The sequence below is a fragment of the Alicyclobacillus tolerans genome, assembly GCF_048984885.1.
Classification (GTDB): domain Bacteria; phylum Bacillota; class Bacilli; order Alicyclobacillales; family Alicyclobacillaceae; genus Alicyclobacillus_I; species Alicyclobacillus_I tolerans.
In genome coordinates this window covers 410,001-432,270 of record NZ_JBMGNK010000002.1, presented here as the reverse complement: position 1 = coordinate 432,270, position 22,270 = coordinate 410,001, and the positions used below count along the sequence as shown (strand labels likewise).

The following is a 22,270-nucleotide window of genomic DNA, read 5'->3' as shown; positions in this document are numbered from 1 at the left end:
TGAGGTGATACTGTTGTCAACCTATTCATCCGCAGTGCAAACGACCAACCGCATTACTGGTTCTCGTAAATGGTGGGCATTGGCGACTGTGCTTCTGACCATGTTTTTTTCTTCCATGGATCAAACGGTCGTCTCCACTGCTATGCCTACCATCATTGGAGATTTAAAAGGCTTTTCACTCTACGCTTGGGTTTTCAGTGCTTATATGATGGCTTCTTCCATCACTGTTCCTATTTATGGAAAGCTATCGGACGTATTTGGCCGCAAACCGTTTTATTTATTCGGACTCACTGTATTCGGAATCGGATCTGCCATATCTGGGCAGTCCCATACCATGATGGAACTCATCTTGGCACGCGCATTCCAGGGCATTGGCGCTGGCGCTATGATGAGTATGCCACGCGCAACGGTTGGAGATATTTTTGATCCTAAAGAACGTGGTCGTTGGATGGGTGTCATGGGGGCTGTATTCGGGGTATCCAGCATTATTGGGCCATCCTTGGGTGGATGGATTACGGATACCTTCTCTTGGCGCTGGGTCTTTTACATCAACCTACCATTTGCGTTGCTTGCCATTCTGGGCGTTCTGTTCACACTACCCAAAGTACGAGCAGAACACCGAGTTAAAGTGGACTGGCTCGGATCTGTCTTACTCGTCATTGGCCTTTTGCCAATTTTACTTGGATTTACCTGGGCAGGTAGCAAGTACGCTTGGACATCACCTGTTGAAATTATCCTCTTTGCTGGCGGCGCTCTTTTTCTGGTTATTTTTCTTATTTGGGAACGTCGAGCAGAAGATGCGCTTCTTTCTCCAACCTTGTTTAAAAATCGCATCTTCAGTATGTCTTTGATTCTTGGTGTTTTAGTGGGAATGGCGATGTTTGGTAGTCTTATGTTTTTGCCCGTTTACGTCCAAGGCGTTGTTGGTCTAAACGCTCAGGACAGCGGTTGGGTAATGGCACCTATGATGCTCAGTTTCATTGTCGGTAGTATCGTTTCTGGTCAAGTGATGACACGCACTGGACGTTATCGTGTACTTGCCTGGGTGAGTGGAGCTATCATTGTAGTAGGTTCAATTTTGCTCAATCAAATGAACCTGTATACACATTGGTCAACCGTCGTCATCAATATGATTGTGCTTGGACTGGGTATTGGTTCTTTAATGCCTCTGCTCAATGTAGCGGTGCAAAACGCTTTTCCATACAGCATGATGGGAACTGTCAACTCAACTCAACAATTTGTCAGCTCACTCAGTGGAGTGATCGCTTCTCCCATTTTCGGTTCCATCCTCGACAAGTCATTCTCTGCCAAATTTAAGCAGTCCCTGCCAACAGACTTACATTCTTTATCGAGCCAATTGTCTAACATTAACCCGCAGTCCTTGCTGACTGTGCAAGCTCAAAAAGCCATTGCCGTAAAATTTGCCCCTTATGGTTCAGTCGGTCAAGCGCTTTATCGCCAATTACTGCATACCATCAAATTATCTCTGACTTTTGGCATTCAACACCTCTTTGCTGTTGGATTGATTTTTGCCATTCTCTGTTTTATTGGGACCTTCTTCTTGCCGGAAACGAAATTGAAATCAAAAGAATACTTCGAAGAGAAAAACTAAACATCCGTAGCATATAAATGCCTCCTTCCACGCTATTCCGTGGATTTAGGAGGCATTTCAATATTTTCAATATAGATAGGAGAAGCATGGGATTTACAACTTTGAAGCGACACACTGATGACATAGCTTCACCCAGTTGAATCAATGCCTATTTCATTTTCGGCTGACTCTCATAAGATAAAGCAATACCAGAATCTCTTGACAAGGATGTGATTTGCTTGCATAGCCAGTCTCCGTCTTTGACAGCGTTCGCACAAGCTGAATCCAACTCACGACATGGAGCGTTTATATTTCTGCTCTTATATACGCTCATTGGCATAGACATCATGGCTAAGAAAACTCCACAAGAACAAATGCAAGCACTCAAAGTATGGTTGCCCTGGGGAATCACTTTCCTTCTACTGGCATTCTTTATCATCGCTCCAGAGCAGGAAGCTACGCAAGCAGCGGCTGCCAAGTGATAAACTCCAGCATGATTCTTAATGATCTTGGTTTATCTTCGGCCAGCAATCTGTCGGGAAATGACAAGGCGCTGAATTTCGGCTGTGCCTTCCCAAATTTTAAATATTTTGGCATCCCTCATCCATTTTTCTACGGGGTACTCACGAATGTAGCCATTACCACCTAGAATTTGCACAGCTTCCTCCGTCACGCGCATAGCGAGATCGCCCGCAAACAATTTAGCCATGCTAGCTTCCAAACTCGCTGATTTGCCTTGGCTTTGTAACCAACCTGCGCGCCAAATCAATAGGCGGGCAGCATCGATACCTGTAGCCATATCTGCTAATTTAAAAGAGATTCCTTGGTTCTCGATGATTTTTTTGCCAAACGCCTGACGAGTTTTGGCGTACTCCAACGCGTATTCATAAGCTGCTCTTGCCACACCGAGCGCAGCCGCCCCTACAGCTGGACGGGTTCTATCCAACATCATCAGGCAACCTAACCCGCCAGAGATACCTTTAGCGTTACCATCCAAGCCCGAAAGACGATTTTCTAGCGGAATACGACAATCTTCCAACACTACCTGCGCAGTGTGGGATGCCCTAACCCCCAATTTTTTCTCCTTGCGCCCCATCGAGAGACCTGGCGTACCTTTTTCCACCACGAAACATTCTATACCTTTCCACCCACTACCTGGTTGAGTTTGAGCAAAGATGACATGAATATCCGCAATACCACCATGTGTAATAAACTGCTTGGTACCATTTAATACCCAACTATCGCCATCACGCACTGCTGTTGTGCGCATGGATGATACGTCCGATCCGGCATCTGGCTCAGTCAGACCCATGGCTCCTAAACGCAATTCTTTAGGATCGCAAAGCATCCCAATATATTTTCTTTTTTGCTCTTCGGTACCGGTTGCAAGAATACCTGTTCCTGCCAAACCACTGCCTGTAATACAAGTCTGAATTCCAGCACAGCCCCAAGCCAATTCTTCGGCAATCAGCAAATGGGTAATGGCGTCTGTAATGCCTCCGCCGCCATACTCTTCCGGATATTGATAAGTCGTTAAACCTATTTTATGGGCGGCTCTTACAACATCCCAGGGGAATTCTTCCGTTTCATCATAATGTGCTGCAACAGGACGAATCTGTTCTTGAGCAAAATCTCGTGCTACTTTCTGCATTTCTTTTTGTTCAGCAGTCAATTCAAAATTCAGCACAGGCAAACCTCCTAATTTAAGTAATCAAGACTATCCATGGCTCTAATCAGCAGAGAACAAACGACCGTTTGTTTGAGAACAAATTCAGCATACCTATCTTTTCTTTGACTCGCAAGCAAATTTTTTCAAAACCGCTGACAAGAACAGAGCCCCAAAGGACGGGGCTCTCGGGGCTCTGAACATCTATTTGATATGTTGGTTTGTCCGCCGTTCTTGGCTGGACGGATTCTGACCTTTTTCCGAAGTGATATGCCCCTCCTCTTTGGGAAGAACGCTGAGCGTGCCTGTAGGTTCCAAAATAGCCCATTTGATGTCGCGATAATTGAAATATCCCTGTTCACGCAACAGTTGAATGAGTAAGTCATGATTGATTTTGCATTGTTTTAAATGTGCATCAATCATTTCACCGTCTTTTAACAGAACAACCGGTACGCCACTCGCCACATCGCGAAACTTCTTGCTTTTCAAGGAAAGCCAAGCGGCAATAACTGTAGCGAAAGAGAAGAAAAAAAGAATAGTAGCATATTTAATGACATCTAGAATGGACTGAGATGTGAGCATATTAGCTCCAACATTCCCCATACAGGCGCCTGCTACCCAATTAAAATAGGTTACTTGGCTGATTTGCGTTTCGCCAATCCAACGCACAAGAATCAATAAAAAGCCAAATGTAATGCCAGCATCAGCAGCCCAAAAAATGACATGTGACAGCATTTTTTCCCTTCCAAACGCCTTCGCCATACTTCAGAGGAAAATACTCGACCTATTTTGTTGACTCCCAAAAGGAAAATTTTAAATAAATTTCAATGTATAGACTGGATAATAGAGATTGAGGATCTGTGGATAAGTCAGATTGGCTACAGAACCCCAGTATTCTGAGCCCCATTGCGACATCACATTAGAACCCACAAAGGTCCAGTTAGCACTTCCTGGCCATCCTGAACGGTATTCTAGAGGTAAAATTTCACCATTGTTGGGCGTGTACACTACATTCCATGTATTGCGAACTGCAGCATCTGTAGCTGGCGTACCACTGAGATACACAAATTTTTGATAATTGACAGTATTGTCAACATCGTAAGTCCATCCATTTTCTGTGGTTGGATGGAGGGTATAATACCAAGCAAACATCTTGATTGCTACAGCACCCGCTTCAAGCGCCTGTTGATTCCAGGAAGGAACCCATTCATTCGGCAACACATCTTCACAATATTCTTCAAAACCAATAGTTTGAACGTATAAGATAGGTGCAAACGGATTGTTGAAAGGGCGGATTGCCACACGTATCACAGAGGGCAACGCTGTATTGTAAATCGATTGAACTTGCGCCTGCACATGCTGGACAGGTGCCAAAAGTCCCATGGAAAATACACTTAAAGCAGCTAGACCGCACTTTGCGATTTGAGTCCCATGACGATTCATAGCTCATCCCCCCTGCTCAAGATTTTTGATTGGGACTCCAGGGTGGCACATCAAATTCAGTCGGTATGGTTTGGCGTTTCAGACCTAATTGAGTTGCATATCGAGAAACGAGCTTGGCTAATGCGTTACGATGTAAATTGCCAAGTACAGCTACCGGTTCATTGCGCCGTCCTCCCCGAATTGGGTTTAAAATGATAGGCTGAACCATATCCTGTTTAACTGGCACTTCAAATACGACTTCTTCATTAAAACCATTTGCAACCGCAATAGCCGTGACGATTCCCAGCTTTTCAACACCTGCAAAACGTGGATCTTGCTGCAGTGGAACATCGGCCCTCCAGACTCCGGAAGTATTGGTTTGACCACTGGTCAACACAGAACCATTGGACTGCACCAATATAATACGAGCACCAGCAATTCGCTTAAAATCTTTGCCTGACGCTACACGAAATTCCATTTGCACCCGATTGGCCACAGAAACCGTATTGGCAAGTGCCAAATGCTTGCCAGACCACCCAAACACGAGACCATAGACGAATAGAAAAGTGGCCATTACGACACAAAGTTGTTTTCCAAACATGATGCCACCTCAACTCTCCATTTCTGACATAAAGAATTTTTCGTGACTTATCCTTCCCTTTTTGCTTTTTGTCATGTGTCGTATTCGCATGTCTCTGGGATAAATGGTTTACTTATAGGAGAATTTCTTTGTGAATGCAGGAGTGAACCCATTGTCGTCACAAGCAAACTCTGCACAGCCGTTGTTTTTGAAATTAGATCGCTCTGCAGCACTGCTTGGCAAGTGGAGCGTTTACGCATACGCAGCTTTTCCGATTGTCAATCGTGCCATCAGTATTTCATTTCTTAGGGCTTATGCGAATAGTTGGTCAACCATTTTACTTTGCCTCATGGCTTTAGTTGGTTTATATCAATATAAGCGGTCTCCTAAACTCTCGGCTTTTGCCTGGTCAAAATTTGGAGGCTTGTTTATCCTTTACTGCGTGGCTCTCTTTTTCTCACAACTGGGTCTGCCACACGTCGCTTTTGATGGTCTGAGCATGAATATTGAATATTTACTTTTTGCTCTGCTTCTGCCCTTCGTCATACAAGAGAAAGATATTCCTAAAATGATATTTACAAGCGTTGTAGTTTCCATTCTGCTAGGTTTCGATGGGGTCTTTCAATATATCACCAAGGTTCCTATTCCCAGCGGTTGGGTAGATGTGGGTGAACATGTGCGGACACGTGTCTTCTCTGTCTACGGTTCGCCAGCAGAATTAGCTGCCAACATGGAACTTATGATACCTGTGATTGCAGGGCTGTTTTGCCTTGATAAAAATCGTCGCAGACGCATCCTCTATATGATTGGTGAATTCTGTTGTCTGGCCACACTGCTTTTTACGTACGATCGCGGTGCATGGCTAGGTTTAGCACTAGGTCTTTTGTTGATTAGTCTCTTTTACGACAGACGGCTGCTTGTCCTCCTTATCATCCTATGCGCAATCCTATTTTTCCTGCCTCCGATTCATCATCGTTTGGCTGATTTATTGAGTCCAACCTACTGGATTCAGTCTGCCAAGGGAGGACGAATTATGCGCTGGGAAACTGCGTTTAATCGCATGTCAAGAAATCCCCTTTTTGGCGTAGGACTTGGACAATATGGAGGCGCTATTGCATCGGCATACGGTTATTCCATTTATTCCGATAACTATTATGCTAAAATTTTAGGAGAAACAGGTCTCGTTGGTTTATTACTTTTTAGCGCGATGCATATTGCGATTATCCGTGAAGTCATTCAAACTGTGGTTAGGAAAGCGCAAGGCAGGCAAAAATACCTTGCACTTGGAGGTTTAGCTGGATTAGTAGCTCTGCTTGTGCATGCTTTTTTTGAAAATCTATTTGAATACGCCCCTACGGAGACTGTCTACTTTCTTATCTCCGGATTGCTGATATTATGGGGAAGAACGCTTGATTCACAAAAAACAGATCTTCGTAATCAGGAAGATAAGATACCAAAAGAAAGTTGAGGTTTCCTCATGTCCGTGCTCTACGCCCTGCTGGGTATTCTTTATATCTTTTTGCAAGTTATCACTGGAGTGATTGCTCTTTACCAATTAGCAATCTCCCTATTCGGTTTTCGACACCGTCGGGTGACAGAACTCCTTCCTCCGCAAAAAAAATTCGCTGTAATTATTCCAGCGCATAACGAGGAACGAGTTGTAGGTCCACTCATAGAGAGCATCAAAAGACAAAATTATCCAGATCATCTTTATTCCATACACCTGATTGCCGACAATTGTACTGATCATACGGCTGATGTCGGTAAACGTCATGGTGCGATTGTTCATCAAAGAACAGACAACACTCATCAGGGAAAAGGCTACGCGATTGAATGGATGCTGGAGCAATTAGAATTATCAGGCCAGCCTTATGATGCTGTGGTCATGTTTGACGCTGATAATTTAGTAGACAAGAATTTTCTAAACATCATGAATGACAAACTTTGCCGTGGGCATAAAGCCATTCAAGGTTATCTCGGCGTCAAAAACCCGTTTGATACGTGGGTTTCAGTTTCTCTTGCCGTCTCATATTGGTACGATAACCGTATGTGGCAAAATGCCAGACAAAATCTTGGTTTGGCCTGTGCTTTAGGTGGAACTGGGCTATGTATTGATTACTCTTTGTTACAAAGTATCGGCTGGAATGCTACTGGTCTTACAGAAGATTTGGAATTTGGAGTACGTTGCGTAGAGCATGGTGTCTTACCCATATGGGCACATGATGCTATTGTCTACGATGAAAAACCTACAGATTTTATTGCTTCATTTAGGCAACGTTTGCGATGGCAGCAAGGTCATTTTCAGTGTGCGAAACAGTACATGATGAAGATGCTTAAAGAAGGAATTCGTGAAAGAAACTTGATTAAATTTGATACAGGGCTATATTTATTTCAACCCATGCGAGCGCTCATCATTTTTGCTACATCTCTTTTCATGTTTGTTCTTAAATTTCTTGTTCCTACGAGAGTGGTTGATCAAATTTCCAACAACACAGTTTCAGATATCTTGATTGTGGTGAGTGCCATTCTTTTCTTGCAAATACCTCTCACTTTATTTATGGAAAGGAAAAATTGGCGCTCTTATTTTGCGTTAGCCATTGTGCCTCTGTTTCTCTGGACCTGGGGACCCGTAACGCTGCATGCCTATCTGACACGCAACAACCGAAAATGGTATCATACCATCCACAAACGCTCTATTCGCCTAGATGAGATTAACACACAGTAAAACCCAGCCTAACAACTGGGTTTTTTAATCTGCAGAAAATTCCATCCATCATCGCAATAAAACCAAGCAACAACCCACAAGGAAAAGTGCCTGCCATGACGAATAGAACATTCACCTTATCGAAATAGGGAGCGTGAATGAGTGAATATACGTTCTATAATGAATTTACCTGACTTATTGGAAATTCGTAGCCTTGTTTGTGTAGAACCACATCCTGACGATAATGAAGTAGGAGCTGCGGGAACGCTATTTCAACTTGCTCAAAACGGTTGCCAAATTCACTTTGTCACCGTAACAGACGGCGCAGCTGGAACCTCAAATCCTGATGTAGCGGGAACAAAACTTGCTCATATTCGTCGTGAAGAACGCTTACAGGCTGCCAAATTATTAGGTGTGACTGAATCGATTTTTCTCAACTTCCCTGATGCTGGAACTTACCAAGTGGATGATTTAACCGCTCAACTGGTTGACATATTCCGTAAACTACAACCTCAGATGGTAATGACGGTAGATCCGTGGATGGCTTACGAGGCACATCCTGACCATATCAAAACAGGAAAAGCGGTTGCTGAAGCCGTACTTTTTTCCAGCAACCCTTGTTATAAACCAGAAGCAGGAGAGCCATTTGCTGTTCAGCAAATCGCGTTCTACGCAACTAACTATCCCAATACATATGTTGATATCACTCATGTTTGGGAAAACAAATTGGCGGCCCTCTTGACTCACAAGAGTCAGTTTGACAATGAAGAATGGCCGTTGCTTTCTGAATATTTGCGTCTGGAGGCAAATGAAATTTACGCTTTAAAGTTGAAGCATGACCAACAACTCGTCACAAATTCAACCCACGGCTCGCCCAAAAATGGCCTAGCTGAAGCTTTTAAAGTACTCTCCAGCCGTCAACTGCACTTCTTTCCGAGTGCGTTATTCAGTTAATCTCTATAAAGTTTCGCTCTTCAAGAAAGCGCTATCATTTTAAATGACAAAAGTCTTAGTCATTTTCTGAACTTTTTTCATAACATCAACACGCACAGAAAGCAGGGCTTGCCCATGGCTAACGCGAATCTCACTCATTCCCATCAAATACCTCTAGGCAAACAAGTAGCCTATAGTTCTTATCAACTTGGTATCAATATGCTATGGTACGCTTTTAGCACGATTGCCGTGTTTTTTTACGTTACAGTGTTAAAAGTTTCTGCTACTGAAATTTCTTACGGAATGATTGTCTATGGCATCTTAAATGCATTTATGAACGTGTTAGCTGGGCATTGGAGTGACCGCACGCATACTCGACTGGGTAGAAGAATTCCCTATATACTTGCATCAGGTTTACCGTTTTGTCTAACTTTCTACTTTCTTTTTTCCCCACCAGCTGTCAGCAATGATGGACTATTACTTTACTTTTTTCTGCTAACATTTCTATTTGATTTTTGTTTTACATTAGCTGCTCTTAACGCTGGTAGTCTCTTTCCGGAAATGTATCAAGAAGAAAAAAGTCGCGCCTTTGTTTCCGCCTTACAGCAAGTTTTCGCGATTATCGGACTGATTTTGGGAGTCGCACTATCGAAATCTCTTGGGGAAAGCTTGGGATGGAGTAAAGTAGCTGCCTTATTTGCTGGAATTGCTTTTGTATCCATTTATGTATCCTTGTATGGAAGCTTTGAACGTTCGGGACAGACGGAATCCGCTTTTCATCTGAAAGAAGCTGTCGCATCCACTTTTCGAAACCGTCGATTCTTGTTCTTTGTATCGGCGAGTTTCCTGATTCAATTTTCCACAACGTTGTGCACATCCGTATCTTCTTTTTACACAAAATATGTGGTAAGCATGACAGGTCTACAAAGCTCTTTATTCCTAGGTGGTATTTTTATTGTCGCCATACCTCTATCTTTTCTCTGGGCTCGACTGGCTGTCAAAATGACAACCGCTAAAGCTGCATTTTTAGCCTGTATTCTCTATATTTTCACTTCTATGGCTCTAGTGTTCGATCACGCTGTCTGGAGCGTCATTCTTACTGGTTTTATGATGGGTATTCCTGTTTCTGGTTTTCTTGTTTTGCTAAATATACTTCTCGCAGAAGTTATTGATCACGATGCCAAACTAACCGGACGCAGAAGAGAAGGCATGTATCTTGGCATGAATGGTTTCCTTGTTCGTCTTGGTCTCTCGTTACAATACGCTGTCATGGCAATTTTCTTCTCCATCAGTGGATACAACGCACATTTAAGCGTACAAAGCGTACGCACAATTTGGGGATTTCGCCTACTGATTGGCGGATTGCCTGTGGTTGCATTGCTCGTTTCACTCATCCTCCTACTTGCTTATCAACGTTTGCACAATCTGGCCAAATTGTCAGATGAAGCAACAACATTACAATCTGGTCATTCTAACCCACTTTTTTATCTTCACAAGCAATGATTGTCATCTGCTTTTCATAATCTCGGTTTTGATAGAAGAGCGCTAATAAAGATATCTCATCTTTGGGCGGTCTATTGTTTAGGTACCTTGAAGTCCTATGACTTCAACCCGTGTAGAGAAGAAGGTTGCTCCCCCTCCCATATCAGCGATACTTTGCGATGTAAGTACATTGACAGACTGGTATCCAAGAACTTCATCATCCCACCACAGTCCTTGCGAAACAACCAGACCAGGCTGTACATCTGAAGTAATTTCAGCTTGAAGCACAATTGAACCACGATCATTAAAAATTTGAACGAATTGCCCTTGTTCTATTCCTCGAATCTCAGCATCTAAGGGGTGAATTTGTAGCAATGGTCGCCGCTCTGCCTTCTTTAACGATAAAACGTTCGCCCCCGTAGAATTTAAAAAGTGATGGTTTGGAGGAGTAACAAAATATAGCGGATAAGAGATGTCTGCCTGCAATTCCACATGCGTAGGAAGAGAAGGAAGCCCTGCCAGCTTCATCGCCTCTGAATAAAGAGCAATTTTATTTTTCGTCGGCGTCGGTAAATCCTTGTGTTTCATTTCATCATTTATGGGGATTTCTAGTTTTAACCACCCTTTTTCTCGTAAAGATGGGAGTGAGACGTTTCGTAAATATGGATTATTGTCATTTCTCAGAGCCGTTTCAATCATGTCTTCTTCCGTATCATAAAAACAAGACTCCGTAAAACCCATTACTTCAGCCAGTTCCTTAAAGAATGTAAAGTTGGATTTGCATTCACCAAGAGGAGGAATCACTGGTTCATGTAACTGAAGATACAAGTGCCAATAAGATTTATATAAATCTAAGTTCTCAAAATGACTCGTCGCCGGTAAAACGAGATCGGCATATTTACACGAATCTGTCAGAAAAAGATCGTGGACTACAGTGAAAAGATCTTCCCTCGCCAACCCTTTCCTCACCTTGTTTTGGTCAGGTGCAACCTGAGCTGGATTGGAATTGTATACAAACAGAACTTTGATCGGCTTGTATGGATGGAGTAAAACATCTCCTAATTGATTCATGTTGATAGAACGTGGCTGAGGTTGAGGAAGCAAATCCGGTCTCTGTAATCCGTATGTATTTAATTTAGCGTAGTAGCTATTTCCTTTTATAGCACCGCCTCCACGAATCCCCCATTGACCCGTTAGAGCAGGCAGGCAAGCGATAGTTCTTACAATCATTCCGCCATTCTCATGATGTTGAAGGCCATTACCAATTCGAATGAATGATGGACTAGTTGTGCCGTACAGATGTGCCAGTAAACCAAGATCTTCCACTGACACTCCGGTGATTTCCGAAACCTTCTCGGGAGTGTAATCTGTCACGTGTTCTTTCAACTCAGCGTAGCCTTCCGTATACTTGTTTAAAAATTCCTCATGAACAAGGTTTTCACGGATCAGTAAATGCATAATACCCAGAGCTAAAGCGGCATCCGTACCAGGGCGTATCTGGATGAACCAGTCAGCCCACTTGGCTGAACGGTTATTATGAATATCAATGACAACAATTTTGGCCCCTCGTTTACGAGCTTCATTCGCGAGCAACATTTGATGCATATTGGTGCTGATCACGTTACAACCCCAGATGACAATCAGTTTCGAGTAGATGGTATCTTCAGGATCTATTCCGGCGTTTGCACCCATGGTATAAGCATATCCCGCAGCTCCAGCGGCATTGCAAATGGTTTGCTCGAGCAAGCTTGCACCAAGTCGATGAAAAAACCTCCTATCCATTCCTTCTGCATTCAAGACACCCATATTACCGTAAAAACTATAAGGAAGAATCGATTCAGCGCCATAAGTTTCAATAGCATCTTGTAATTTGCGCTTTATTTCTTTATACGCTTCATCCCAACTGATACGTTCAAAATGTAAAGTACCTTTGGGTCCTGTACGTTTCATTGGATAGAGCAAACGATCTTGATGATAGATGCGTTCTGGGAATTTTCGAACTTTCTGGCATATGGCACCCTTGGTTACAGGGTGATGGGGATGTCCATCGACTTTTATAATTTTGCCATTCTCCACACTAACCAACAGGCTGCATGTATCCGGACAATCAAGGGGACAAACAGATCTTACGAGTTTCATGATCATTGCCTCTCTTTTCAATTGACAACTCTTATCATATTTTCTACTAAGTTGACGATGAAAGTCTATAAAAAAACTTCCGAGCGAACTCGGAAGCCTTATCTTTTCTGGAGCGGGTGACCGGAATCGAACCGGAATCAGTAAAAATCCTATTTAGAGTACTTGTCAAATAAAGCTCAACCAATCCTTAACTAGAGACTATAGAAATGCTGTACAAAGTTGAAGAGATCAACTTCTTCAATAGACCGCTTGGCAATGAATCTCTTAAGCCCCGAAATCAGGTTGGACAAACTCCCTGCTGCGTAGGATACTAAACCAGCAGGAGGATGAATAATGGAACGTCGGAAATTTACAATACAGTTTAAGCAGCAGGTTGTACGTGAATGTATTGAGACTGGGAATATTGCTTTGGTCTCCAGAAAGCACGACATCAACACAAATGTGGTTCGTCGTTGGGTGAAGCAGGCTGAGCAAAATAGTGGCAAGATTCCTGGCACTCTAAAGGGAGTTCCTACGCATGTCACCCCTGAAGAGATTAAGCAATTAAACGCAGAGCGTTCTGAGCTGTCTACGGAAGTTGAGCAATTGAGAAAGGCTCTTGCTGACCAGGCGCTTGAAAATAGTATTTTGCGTGACCTGTTAAAAAAACGCTCATGACCCTTCGGGACACAGGCTATGATGAAAATGGTCATGGCTTTTTTGTTTGCTAAGAATCTCGCATAATGGAGACGAATCCGACCAGTTCGGTTCTGCTTTGTGGTGGTTTGACCCCGATAAAAAAACTGAATGGACAACCCTCGAAGCACAGGATATTGGACCGAGAGTCCGAGTAAAAAATCTTCAATGTCGGGTTGTCTTCGGATTCATCATTCTGTGGGATGGAGGTTGTCATTCATGATGGAAGCCATTCTTGAGCGGTGTGCTGGGCTGGACGTACACCAGGAATCTGTAGTCGCCTGTGTGTTAACAGGCCCACTGGATCGCTCGCCCAAGTCTGAAATCCGGACGTTTGGCACGATGGTTGAGGATCTACTAGCGCTTGCAGATTGGCTCAACGAGAGTGGCTGTACGCATGTCGTTATGGAGAGCACGGGGGTCTACTGGAAGCCCGTCTGGAACGTGCTTGAAGCCTTTGATTTTGAATTGCTCCTCGCCAATGCGCACCACATCAAAAACCTCCCTGGACGTAAGACCGACATGAAAGATGCAGAGTGGATAGCCAAACTCCTTCGCTCTGGTCTCATTGAAGGTAGTTTCGTCCCTTCTCAAGAAACACGGGACCTGCGCGATCTGACTCGGTACCGGAAGAAGCTCGTACAGGATGCTACTTCCGAGAAAAACCGAATTCATCGACTCCTGCAGGATGCAAACATTAAACTGACTACGCATATGTCGGATATCTTCGGGGTATCCGGACGAATTCTGCTACAAAAGATTATGGACGGCGAAGTCATTACATTGGAGTTCCTAGAGTCGGAGATGAAGGGTGCACTACGGCATAAATCAGCCAAATTGCTGCAGTCACTGAACGGTCGCTTACGAAGACATCACCGAGATATGCTGCGATTTTCCTATGAACACCTGCAATTCATTGAGAAGGCCATTCTGGAAGTAGAGCAAGAGATACGCGCTCACATGGCGGATAAGCAGGAAGCTTTTGAACTCATTACGACCGTACCCGGAATTAATGCAAATGCGGCAGCAATCATCTTGGCTGAGATGGGTACCGACATGGAGCAGTTCGGCGGTGACAAACAATTGGCGGCATGGGCCGGACTCAGCCCAGGAAATCATGAGAGTGCAGGTAAAAAAAACGGGTTCGGTCCCGAAGCGGGAACAGTGCTCTAAAAGCAGTGCTTTGCGAATGTGCCTGGGCAGCAGCACGAACAAGAAATACCCGCCTGTCCGCCCGTTATTGGTTATGGGTCCGTAAGATGGGCGTCAAGAAGGCGCTTGTCGCTCTCGCTCATACTCTGCTTCGGATTGTGTACCACATCCTGCATCGTAAAGAACGGTATACAGAGCTTGGTCCAGATTATCTAGATAGTTTCAGGCAACGTAGTGAAGAACGTCGGGAAGCGGACATGATTCGTAGGTTGCAAGAGAAGGGATTCCAGGTATCTAAACCTTGATACCGATGCGAATATCCAGTCATTCCGCGAGACTGTAGTGACAGCCTCTATTTCCGTTCGTCCATATTCGATCGAGACTCTTCAGCTGATACGGACTCATTTTCGTAAAAAAGCAAACCCTCATTTGCGGATAAAGTAGCCATTGCGCACAAGTGGATCACAGCCGGACATTCAGTCACCTTCGTGCTGCGCATCGTGGGGGTCTCTCGGTCCACTTATTATTATCAACTGACACACGAGCCGAAGCCGAGAACGACTTCTGGAGGGCGTCCTGCGACCCAATATACGTATACGCAGGATGGAAGCAAAGTTAGTGACGAACAGGTCAAGGAATGGATAATGAACGCCGTAGCGGGAGATGGGTTTGCCTACGGATATCTCAAGCTGACCTACGTGTTAATACGAGAGTATCAGTTGGTTATCAACAAGAAGAAGGTATATCGACTGTGTAAAGAGCTGGGGATTCTCAAACAGCAGCGGCAAATCAAGTCCAAGTATCCACGGAGATTGGCCAGAAATCGGGACATTATGGCACCGAATCAGCTCTGGGAAGTTGACATCAAATACGGCTACGTTCATGGTGAGGACAGATTCTTTTTCGTACGGTCATACATTGATGTATTTGACCGACAGACAGCGGATTATCATATTGGGCTTCATTGTGAGGCAACAGACGCTGTGGATACGTTAAAACGAGCACTGTGGAAACGTCGACTACTCGACCAATCTGTCTTACCCGTCATCCGTTCAGATAATGGACCGCAGTTTGTCAGCCTGGCCTTTGAGTCGACATGTGAACAACTCGGTATTGAGCACGAGAGAATACCGCCACGAACACCGAATATGAACGCACACATCGAGTCTTTCCACAGGCTTCTGGAAGACGACTGTTTGTCACGGTACGAGTTCGAAAGTTATGAACAGGCATATAAAGCAGTCGTAGATTTTATGGATTATTACAACAATCGGCGGCTGCATTCAAGCCTGCATTACCTGCCACCAGCCGAGTTCAACAAGCAACACTACGAGACTGGGCTAACGCCGAAGACAAATGTGAAAGTCTGAGATTACGCTAGAAAACGGGAGCTATGTCCAAACAACGGGTGTCAATCCGGAATATGCAACATAAGTCGGTATATGCAGGATTTCTTATCTATTCACAGTATTATTACTTCTAAGATAGTATAAGTTTTTAAAATTTGTCTTCAATTATTTTTACCCAAATTTTACTCGATGAAATTTTTTGATTGGAATTTTCATCATAAAGAAAGAAGTGAGTCTCATTGAAAGTATTACTGGATGGCCTTTTTTTTAATAGTTCCGGTTTTGCTGAAGACAATCGAATGCTTTTTGAAACATTACTAACCTTGGGATTAGACATCCAAATAATCGCCAGAGACTATTCGGAAACAATGCACTCTCAATTAGATGAAAAACGAAAATCGCTTGTATTGCCACCAACGCATAATTTTCAATCACTTCCTGTAGATTTGTACATCTGTAACATCATGGCTGGATCCATTAAATTTTTTCCATTTGGTAAAAAAAATATTGCTAGAACAATGTTCGAGACGGATCGACTGCCATCCCATTGGGTTAATGAATTAAATAAATTTGACCAAGTTTGGGTTGCCTCTAAATTTAATCAGTCTACATTCACCAATTCAGGTGTCATTAAGCCTATCTTTATAGTTCCTTCTTTTCTGGATTTAAGTAAGTACGACATTAATGGTTATGTATACCCTCTATCTCTTAACACTCAATTTAATTTTCTATCCGTGTTTGATTGGCAGCCTCGAAAGGGTTATGACATACTCATCAATGCTTTTTTAGAAGAATTCCATGATGATTTAGATGTGGGACTTATTATAAAAACATATACGCTAAGCACAAATTTAGACCCTTTAAACGAGATCAACAATATTATGGCTCGATATGAACCGAAACATAGAAATTGTGAAATTTACGTAATTAATGGAACATTAAATGAATATGAGTTAATTGGGCTATACAGATATTCCAATGCATTTGTTTTACCCACCCGTGGTGAGGGGTGGGGGCGTCCATTATTCGAAGCAATGTCATTAGGACTCCCTACGATTGCTACAAATTGGGGAGGACAAACTGAATTTATGAATGCGGATAATTCATTTTTAATAGATCTCGACTGTATTGAAACGATAGACTCCACACATTATCCTATTTTCCAAGGACATATGTGGGCAAAACCATCTACTGAAGATTTAAGAAAAAAAATGAGGTATATAGTTCAAAACACGCAGGAAGCTGTAACCGTTGGTATGAAAGCGATGAACGAAATCAAGTCTAATTATAGTTTGGAAAAAAACGTCGTTTTATTACGTGATATTTTTAATCAAATACCATAATAGGTACTCGGCTGAAGGAGAATTTTATTATATGAATAAAATAAACGTGTTATGGGAAGGCCCACAATTTGTAAACTCGAGTTTAGCTCTGGTAAATCGAAATTTGTGTGAACAGATTTTAAAACATCAACATTTCAATCTCCGTATAAAACCTACTACGACTGATGTACTTCCAGATTCTTGGGTTACAGATGCCGCCAGACTAAAAGATGCCTATAAGACAATTCTTGAAAAAACTGACGTACATATTCGTCAACAATGGCCACCGTTGTTCGACAACATGGAAGGTTCCCATTTTGTGATGTTCCAGCCCTGGGAGTTCGGTACGATTCCAGTCCAGTGGGTAAAGCCAATCAATGATTATGTCGATGAGGTCTGGGTAAATAGCGAATATACCAAGACAGGTTACGTTCGCTCCGGTATCCCCTCAGATAATGTATTTGTGTTTCCTTTAGGACACGATCCAAATATATATCGAACTTTTGGGCCTAAAATAGGCTTAAAGACGAAAAAAAAATTTAAATTTTTGTTTGTCGGAGGCACCATATTTCGCAAAGGAATCGATATTCTGCTTACGTCCTACACGAAGACATTTTCTGCTGAAGATGATGTTTGTTTGGTAATTAAAGATCACGGGGGAAATTCTCACTATCAGGGGCAGACCAATGGCAAGCTTATTGAGTCCATTCAACAACAACCGGGTTCTCCCGAAATATTGTATCTTGACCATGATATGACACCGTATGAAATGGCTTCACTCTACCGATCCTGCAATTGCCTTGTGCATCCGTATAGGGGAGAAGGTTTTGGGCTCCCCATATTAGAAGCGATGGCTTGTGGATTGGCACCGATTATTCCAAGTATTGGACCAGCAGTGGAGTTCACTACTCCTGAAGTCAGTTACAGAGTAGATGCTGTTACTCTTCAAGAAACTGCCTTAGCGCTTCATACTGTTTCTGATCCGGAAATGATTTCTGTTGATATCTCAATTTTAGCCAAAACAATGAAAAATGTTTTTCTGAATCCAGATGAGGCTCGACAGAAAGGATTGGCTGCTTCGAGATACGCTTTTGAAAACTACACCTGGGATAAAACAGCAGAGAGAATGCTTCAAAGAATCACTGAAATTAGTGCGAAAAAGTCTAAACCCAAACCTACTGCTTCTATTGAGCAGATATGTAAACGGGTTGCTCATACATTTGAAGGTGAACCTACTATACGCGAGCAACTGTATTACCCATTGGTAAAATTTTTTAATAAGGGAGATTTTGTGGTAGATTTAGGTGCTGGTGACGGAACATGGCTCACTTTGCTAAAACAATCAGGGATTTCAGGTGTTGGTGTGGACACAGATATAATGAAAGTGGAAGTAATGAGAGCCAAGGGAATCGAAGCTGTCTGCGCTGATGCTTTTGATTATATCTCAACATTAAAATCACAGATAGATGGTCTTTCAATGCTCCATATCATCGAACATATGCAACCAGACCAAGCAATTCGTATTCTTTATGAAGTAACCAAATGTTTTACTTATAAAGGGCGTGTACTCATTGTTACTCCGAATTTCCAGAATGATACTGTTATAAAGAAAAACTTCTGGTTGGATATTACGCATGTTCGGCCTTACCCATACGAACTTCTCTCAGCAATATTAAATTCTTTAGGTTTTAAGACGATTTTACAAGCGACTATGAACAACGAATTGGACACCGTTGTTTTTGGGTCAATGCTAAGTGGTGACAATCCATTCGTGTCTTAATTCCAGAATTCTTAATAGACCAGCTATCTAATGTCAAGCACTCTTTCGAGTTCTAAGAACCATGAAGGGAAGTGATTTTTAGGCGCATCTATATAAGCCTGTCAAAGACAGACGTGATTTGAATGTTCAGTCGATTTTCTGCCTTACGCCATAGGTTCATATGGCTTCTTATCTCGCAGAACGGCATGAATGATGTACGTCATTTTGCGGGCGACAGCGCCCGTTGCAGCCAGGTGGTGTTTCCCCTGGGCACGCTTCTGATCGTAAAAATCCTTAAGGATTGGGTTGTGCATTTTGGCGACATTTGCAGCCAGCCAAATCGCCCGTCGTAAGTACGGAGAGCCTCGTTTGGACATTCGGTTGTGGGTTCCGGTAAATTCGCCCGAACTGCGCACCGTAGGGTCGATCCCAGCGAACGCAACGAGCTTGACGCCAGTTGGGAATCTGGAAATATCTCCAATTTCACCGAGTATCGCAGCAGCAAGAACCGGACCAATTCCCGGAATCGTCACGAGATGGGTGTCCATACTCTTGAGGCGTTTTTCTATCTCGGCATCCAGGGATTCTAACTGTTCCTCTGTAAAGCGAATTTGCTGAAGAAGCAGGCGCAATTGTAGCCGATACGCATCCAGCGCTATGTCAATGCCAAACGACGAGGCAGCGGCAGACTTGAGCTCCTCCGCCTTGTCCAGTCCGAGACGATTCCGACTGTGTTTGGCCATGAAAGCCGCCAATTCTTCTGTATCTACGGCAAGGATTTCTTCCGGTGTTGTGTATTCCATCAACAGTTCGGAGGATGTCTTGCCAAATAGGTCGGAGAACAGTCGCTCGTATTCGGGAAACAACATATCGAGCACGCTGATGACTTGCCGCTTTAGGTCTGAGATGGAATCGACCAGACTGAACCGAAACCGGCTCAATTGCCGTAAAGCAACGATTTCGTCACTGCCGAGTTCTGTCGTGGTGTACCGTCCAAAGCGCAACACCTCAGCAATGATGAATGCGTCTTTCGTGTCATTTTTGGTCTGTCGAAGGTACATGTTGCGAAATGCATCCGACTGAATGGGGTTGATGACACGCACCCGTATGCCATGTTTACGGAGAAACGAGTGTAACGCCAACCAGTAATGGCCTGTAGCTTCCAGAGCGACTTCTGTGGATGACAAATCGGGATCGACATGCTGCATCCACTGGATCAGCTTCTGGCCACCAGCCTGCGTGTTTGGAAAACGTAGTGTCTTGCCTTGACTCTGCCCAGTTGAGTCGATGATACAGGCTTCATGATGGCGTTTGGCAATGTCAATACCAACAAAATACACAGCACGTACCTCCAAATGGGTCGGATCCGCACAACCTTGCGATCTACAACCTAGTTTGAGATTCGAAGACAGGGGTCAACCCCTCCAACAACCAGCTCATTCGTAAACGCTCGCAAGGCGGGGACTACACTCTCTCTGTCGAGAACCAATGGTCCCAAGGAGGTGATCGTAGTACCCCGACCGCTACGAGAATTTTATCTCAGAACTCTTTGGAATACGTAACATCAATATACTAGGAGGGGAGTGCAGATGAATATCATCCTTCACCATCCGGCTATGCTGACAATGCTCTGGGTTTTTCTTGTACCCATTGGTTTAACGGTTATTTTTCGCATTGTCAACGAGCTCAGAGGCAAATTTGATCTGGAGAAAGTGGCAACATTGCTCACACGTCCTATTCTCATGGATATTTTTCCTCTTTTGCTTTTGGGTTTGCTGATGTTGGCAGATCCAACACATGTAGTCATACTGATTTGGTATTTTGTGGCGGCTATTGCGATTGCTCTTCGGGCACTGGTTGAACTGGTGCGTCAATTGCGGCAACTTCTCTCCTAAGCGGGGGTGTCCCAAAAGTGCTTCAGCACTGAGGGACACTCCTGTTTTCATTTCAGTCTGTATCCATTTACGATAGATATGTTATATGCTCAAAGAAATCGTCTATCGAAAAAAGTATACATAGTTTTTCAAGGGGAATGAGTTAGTTATCATGTATATTTTATGTTGTAATTAAGGAAGAGTACGCTAGTCATCTGCTTCAAACATCAATATTGGTAAAGCTAAAATAATATTTTATTTACTGAAGGCATGATGAGAAGATCACGATTGATTTAAATTTGTCAATTTTAGATCAATACTACGTAATATAATGAATATTGGTTATTCGAGAAATAAATACTATTATTTATATTATCTAAAATCGGCGCACATGATATAATGTTTGTAAAATATAACCTTACCTGTTGGGGGCGATTACAATGCCGAAGATCGGCAATAAATTAGCTTACATCTGCGCTGCTGCCCTAGCCTCTGCCACCCTGATGCCCATGACCTCGGCCAGCGCGGCGACCTACCCCATGTCGAAGAAATACATCAATATTAATGGCACATTGTTCACTTCAGCCGAAGGGTTTTCGGCGGTGGATCCAGATTCTGGGCAGTATACGACCTACATGCCTATTTGGTACATTATGCAGTTGCTTGACAAGCTTGGTGTTGCAAATTCTTGGAATGGCGAGGAGTGGATGTTGACTATTCCCGGTGCAACGCCCACACCACTGAATGTGGGTTCAATCGCCAGTGATCGGCGTTTAGTTTCTGTTAACAACACTTCATTCGAGGACCCGGTGGCTATTGTTGCTAACGACCCATATTCGGGCAACCCGACCACCTATTTCCCGATTTGGTACATTATGCAGGTTTTGAATATGGCTGGCATTACCAGCTCTTGGAATGGCACAAACTGGAACCTCACCACCACCAATTCAGTGGCCTCACAGTCAGTCACCAAGGCGCAGATAGTTGCTCAAATGATGCAGGCGCTAGGCATGCAACCCAATGCGAAGTATACTCCGCAGTACGACGCGACACTGCCTGTGGTGGATATGCAGCGCCTATCTCCAACTAGTTCGCCGTGGACGGACGTACCCACTTCAAGCCCATACTTTGGCTATGATTACACGGCATATGAGAGCGGCTGGGTAAGTCCAGATTCATCCACCTCTTTTGGGGCGGGGGATACCATGACCGTCGAGCAGGTGGACGCGATTTATCAGGCGTGGACCGGACTACCGCTATCAGAGATGTATACTCAGAACGCATTTGGCAACCCATATAATTTTGCCAACGTGGAGTACATCAATCATGGCCTGCCGGGCGGACCCGACACCACAGTGACGGCAAGCATGTGGTCGCAGATGCTGAACAACATACAAGTTAACCTACGTGGTTATATACCATTGGCAAACGGCAAGTACCAAATGATCTTCAACTCAAGTACCCTGCCTTTTGACAGCGCTACGAACGGCATTTATTCTGCCAAGTTTGTGGCGGCGGAGTCGGCCTTTACCACGTGGTTTGACAGCGATGTGCAATTCTGGACGAGCGGTGGGTATATCTACATGAGTTTGCCTGTACAAGATCCGCTTCTGAGCATATCG

Annotated in this window: 20 protein-coding genes (1 of these 20 running past the window's edge); 14 read left to right on the top strand and 6 right to left on the bottom strand. The window is 43.7% G+C overall.

Annotation, left to right across the window (positions count from 1 at the left end; all coding sequences use genetic code 11):
* Window positions 1-13 precede the first annotated feature (13 nt).
* Window positions 14-1,612, top strand: coding sequence for an MDR family MFS transporter (locus tag ACOJUR_RS02250; RefSeq protein WP_420949137.1), 1,599 nt, complete (start codon window positions 14-16; stop codon window positions 1,610-1,612).
* Between the two features lie 218 nt (window positions 1,613-1,830).
* Window positions 1,831-2,073 (top strand): hypothetical protein, encoded by a 243-nt coding sequence (locus ACOJUR_RS02245; protein WP_203114935.1) that lies wholly within the window; start codon window positions 1,831-1,833, stop codon window positions 2,071-2,073.
* Between the two features lie 32 nt (window positions 2,074-2,105).
* Here the strand turns inward: ACOJUR_RS02245 and ACOJUR_RS02240 are convergent, their stop codons facing one another.
* The 4 genes from ACOJUR_RS02240 to ACOJUR_RS02225 all read right to left on the bottom strand — a co-directional run bounded on the left by ACOJUR_RS02240 (window position 2,106) and on the right by ACOJUR_RS02225 (window position 5,280).
* Entirely contained in the window at window positions 2,106-3,275 is a 1,170-nt protein-coding gene (locus tag ACOJUR_RS02240) for an acyl-CoA dehydrogenase family protein (protein ID WP_072874061.1), read from the bottom strand.
* A 186-nt stretch (window positions 3,276-3,461) separates the two neighbouring features.
* Entirely contained in the window at window positions 3,462-3,992 is a 531-nt protein-coding gene (locus tag ACOJUR_RS02235; protein ID WP_165611976.1) for a DUF421 domain-containing protein, read from the bottom strand.
* Between the two features lie 78 nt (window positions 3,993-4,070).
* On the bottom strand, window positions 4,071-4,700 hold the full coding sequence (locus ACOJUR_RS02230) for a SpoIID/LytB domain-containing protein (protein WP_420949136.1): 630 nt from the start codon (window positions 4,698-4,700) through the stop codon (window positions 4,071-4,073).
* Window positions 4,701-4,716: 16 nt separating this feature from the next.
* The gene (locus tag ACOJUR_RS02225; protein WP_072874042.1) at window positions 4,717-5,280 is read right to left on the bottom strand and encodes a hypothetical protein; all 564 of its coding nucleotides are present in this window, start codon (window positions 5,278-5,280) and stop codon (window positions 4,717-4,719) included.
* 130 nt (window positions 5,281-5,410) lie between these two features.
* Between ACOJUR_RS02225 and ACOJUR_RS02220 the strand changes: the two genes are divergently transcribed.
* The 4 genes from ACOJUR_RS02220 (at window position 5,411) to ACOJUR_RS02205 (ending at window position 10,399) form a co-directional block, all read left to right on the top strand.
* Complete coding sequence (locus tag ACOJUR_RS02220) at window positions 5,411-6,727, top strand: O-antigen ligase family protein (RefSeq protein ID WP_072874043.1); 1,317 nt, start codon at window positions 5,411-5,413, stop codon at window positions 6,725-6,727.
* Between the two features lie 9 nt (window positions 6,728-6,736).
* Window positions 6,737-7,984, top strand: a complete 1,248-nt coding sequence (locus tag ACOJUR_RS02215; RefSeq protein WP_306955247.1) for a glycosyltransferase family 2 protein — start codon at window positions 6,737-6,739, stop codon at window positions 7,982-7,984.
* Window positions 7,985-8,125: 141 nt separating this feature from the next.
* Entirely contained in the window at window positions 8,126-8,917 is a 792-nt protein-coding gene (locus ACOJUR_RS02210; protein ID WP_306955246.1) for a PIG-L deacetylase family protein, read from the top strand.
* A gap of 114 nt (window positions 8,918-9,031) precedes the next feature.
* Window positions 9,032-10,399, top strand: coding sequence for an MFS transporter (locus ACOJUR_RS02205; RefSeq protein ID WP_420949135.1), 1,368 nt, complete (start codon window positions 9,032-9,034; stop codon window positions 10,397-10,399).
* Window positions 10,400-10,477: 78 nt separating this feature from the next.
* Here the strand turns inward: ACOJUR_RS02205 and ACOJUR_RS02200 are convergent, their stop codons facing one another.
* Window positions 10,478-12,517, bottom strand: coding sequence for a molybdopterin-containing oxidoreductase family protein (locus tag ACOJUR_RS02200; protein WP_420949134.1), 2,040 nt, complete (start codon window positions 12,515-12,517; stop codon window positions 10,478-10,480).
* 333 nt (window positions 12,518-12,850) lie between these two features.
* Here ACOJUR_RS02200 and ACOJUR_RS02195 point away from each other — a divergent pair, with 333 nt between their 5' ends.
* From ACOJUR_RS02195 to ACOJUR_RS02170, 6 genes are all read left to right on the top strand, one after another.
* Entirely contained in the window at window positions 12,851-13,174 is a 324-nt protein-coding gene (locus ACOJUR_RS02195; RefSeq protein WP_420949133.1) for a transposase, read from the top strand.
* A gap of 237 nt (window positions 13,175-13,411) precedes the next feature.
* Window positions 13,412-14,365, top strand: coding sequence for an IS110 family RNA-guided transposase (locus ACOJUR_RS02190; protein WP_420949053.1), 954 nt, complete (start codon window positions 13,412-13,414; stop codon window positions 14,363-14,365).
* An 86-nt stretch (window positions 14,366-14,451) separates the two neighbouring features.
* Complete coding sequence (locus tag ACOJUR_RS02185; RefSeq protein ID WP_306955528.1) at window positions 14,452-14,649, top strand: hypothetical protein; 198 nt, start codon at window positions 14,452-14,454, stop codon at window positions 14,647-14,649.
* A gap of 141 nt (window positions 14,650-14,790) precedes the next feature.
* Window positions 14,791-15,714: an IS3 family transposase gene (locus tag ACOJUR_RS02180; RefSeq protein WP_420950487.1), complete on the top strand. Its 924-nt coding sequence runs from the start codon at window positions 14,791-14,793 to the stop codon at window positions 15,712-15,714.
* A gap of 218 nt (window positions 15,715-15,932) precedes the next feature.
* Window positions 15,933-17,036: a glycosyltransferase family 4 protein gene (locus ACOJUR_RS02175; protein WP_420949132.1), complete on the top strand. Its 1,104-nt coding sequence runs from the start codon at window positions 15,933-15,935 to the stop codon at window positions 17,034-17,036.
* Window positions 17,037-17,067: 31 nt separating this feature from the next.
* Window positions 17,068-18,795 carry a glycosyltransferase gene (locus tag ACOJUR_RS02170; RefSeq protein WP_420949131.1) on the top strand — a complete coding sequence of 576 codons (1,728 nt, stop codon included), beginning with the start codon at window positions 17,068-17,070 and terminating at the stop codon, window positions 18,793-18,795.
* A 143-nt stretch (window positions 18,796-18,938) separates the two neighbouring features.
* Here ACOJUR_RS02170 and ACOJUR_RS02165 read toward each other — a convergent pair whose 3' ends face one another.
* On the bottom strand, window positions 18,939-20,114 hold the full coding sequence (locus tag ACOJUR_RS02165) for an IS110 family RNA-guided transposase (protein ID WP_420949130.1): 1,176 nt from the start codon (window positions 20,112-20,114) through the stop codon (window positions 18,939-18,941).
* 249 nt (window positions 20,115-20,363) lie between these two features.
* On the opposite strand from ACOJUR_RS02165, the gene ACOJUR_RS02160 reads away from it, so the two are divergent.
* A complete protein-coding gene (locus ACOJUR_RS02160) occupies window positions 20,364-20,669 on the top strand; it encodes a hypothetical protein (RefSeq protein WP_420949129.1) in 306 nt (101 codons plus the stop codon).
* Window positions 20,670-21,088: 419 nt separating this feature from the next.
* Window positions 21,089-22,270, top strand: the 5' portion of a protein-coding gene (locus ACOJUR_RS02155) for a hypothetical protein (RefSeq protein WP_420949128.1). Its footprint extends 273 nt past the window's final position; only the first 1,182 of its 1,455 coding nucleotides appear in the window; its start codon is at window positions 21,089-21,091; its stop codon lies off the right edge, out of view.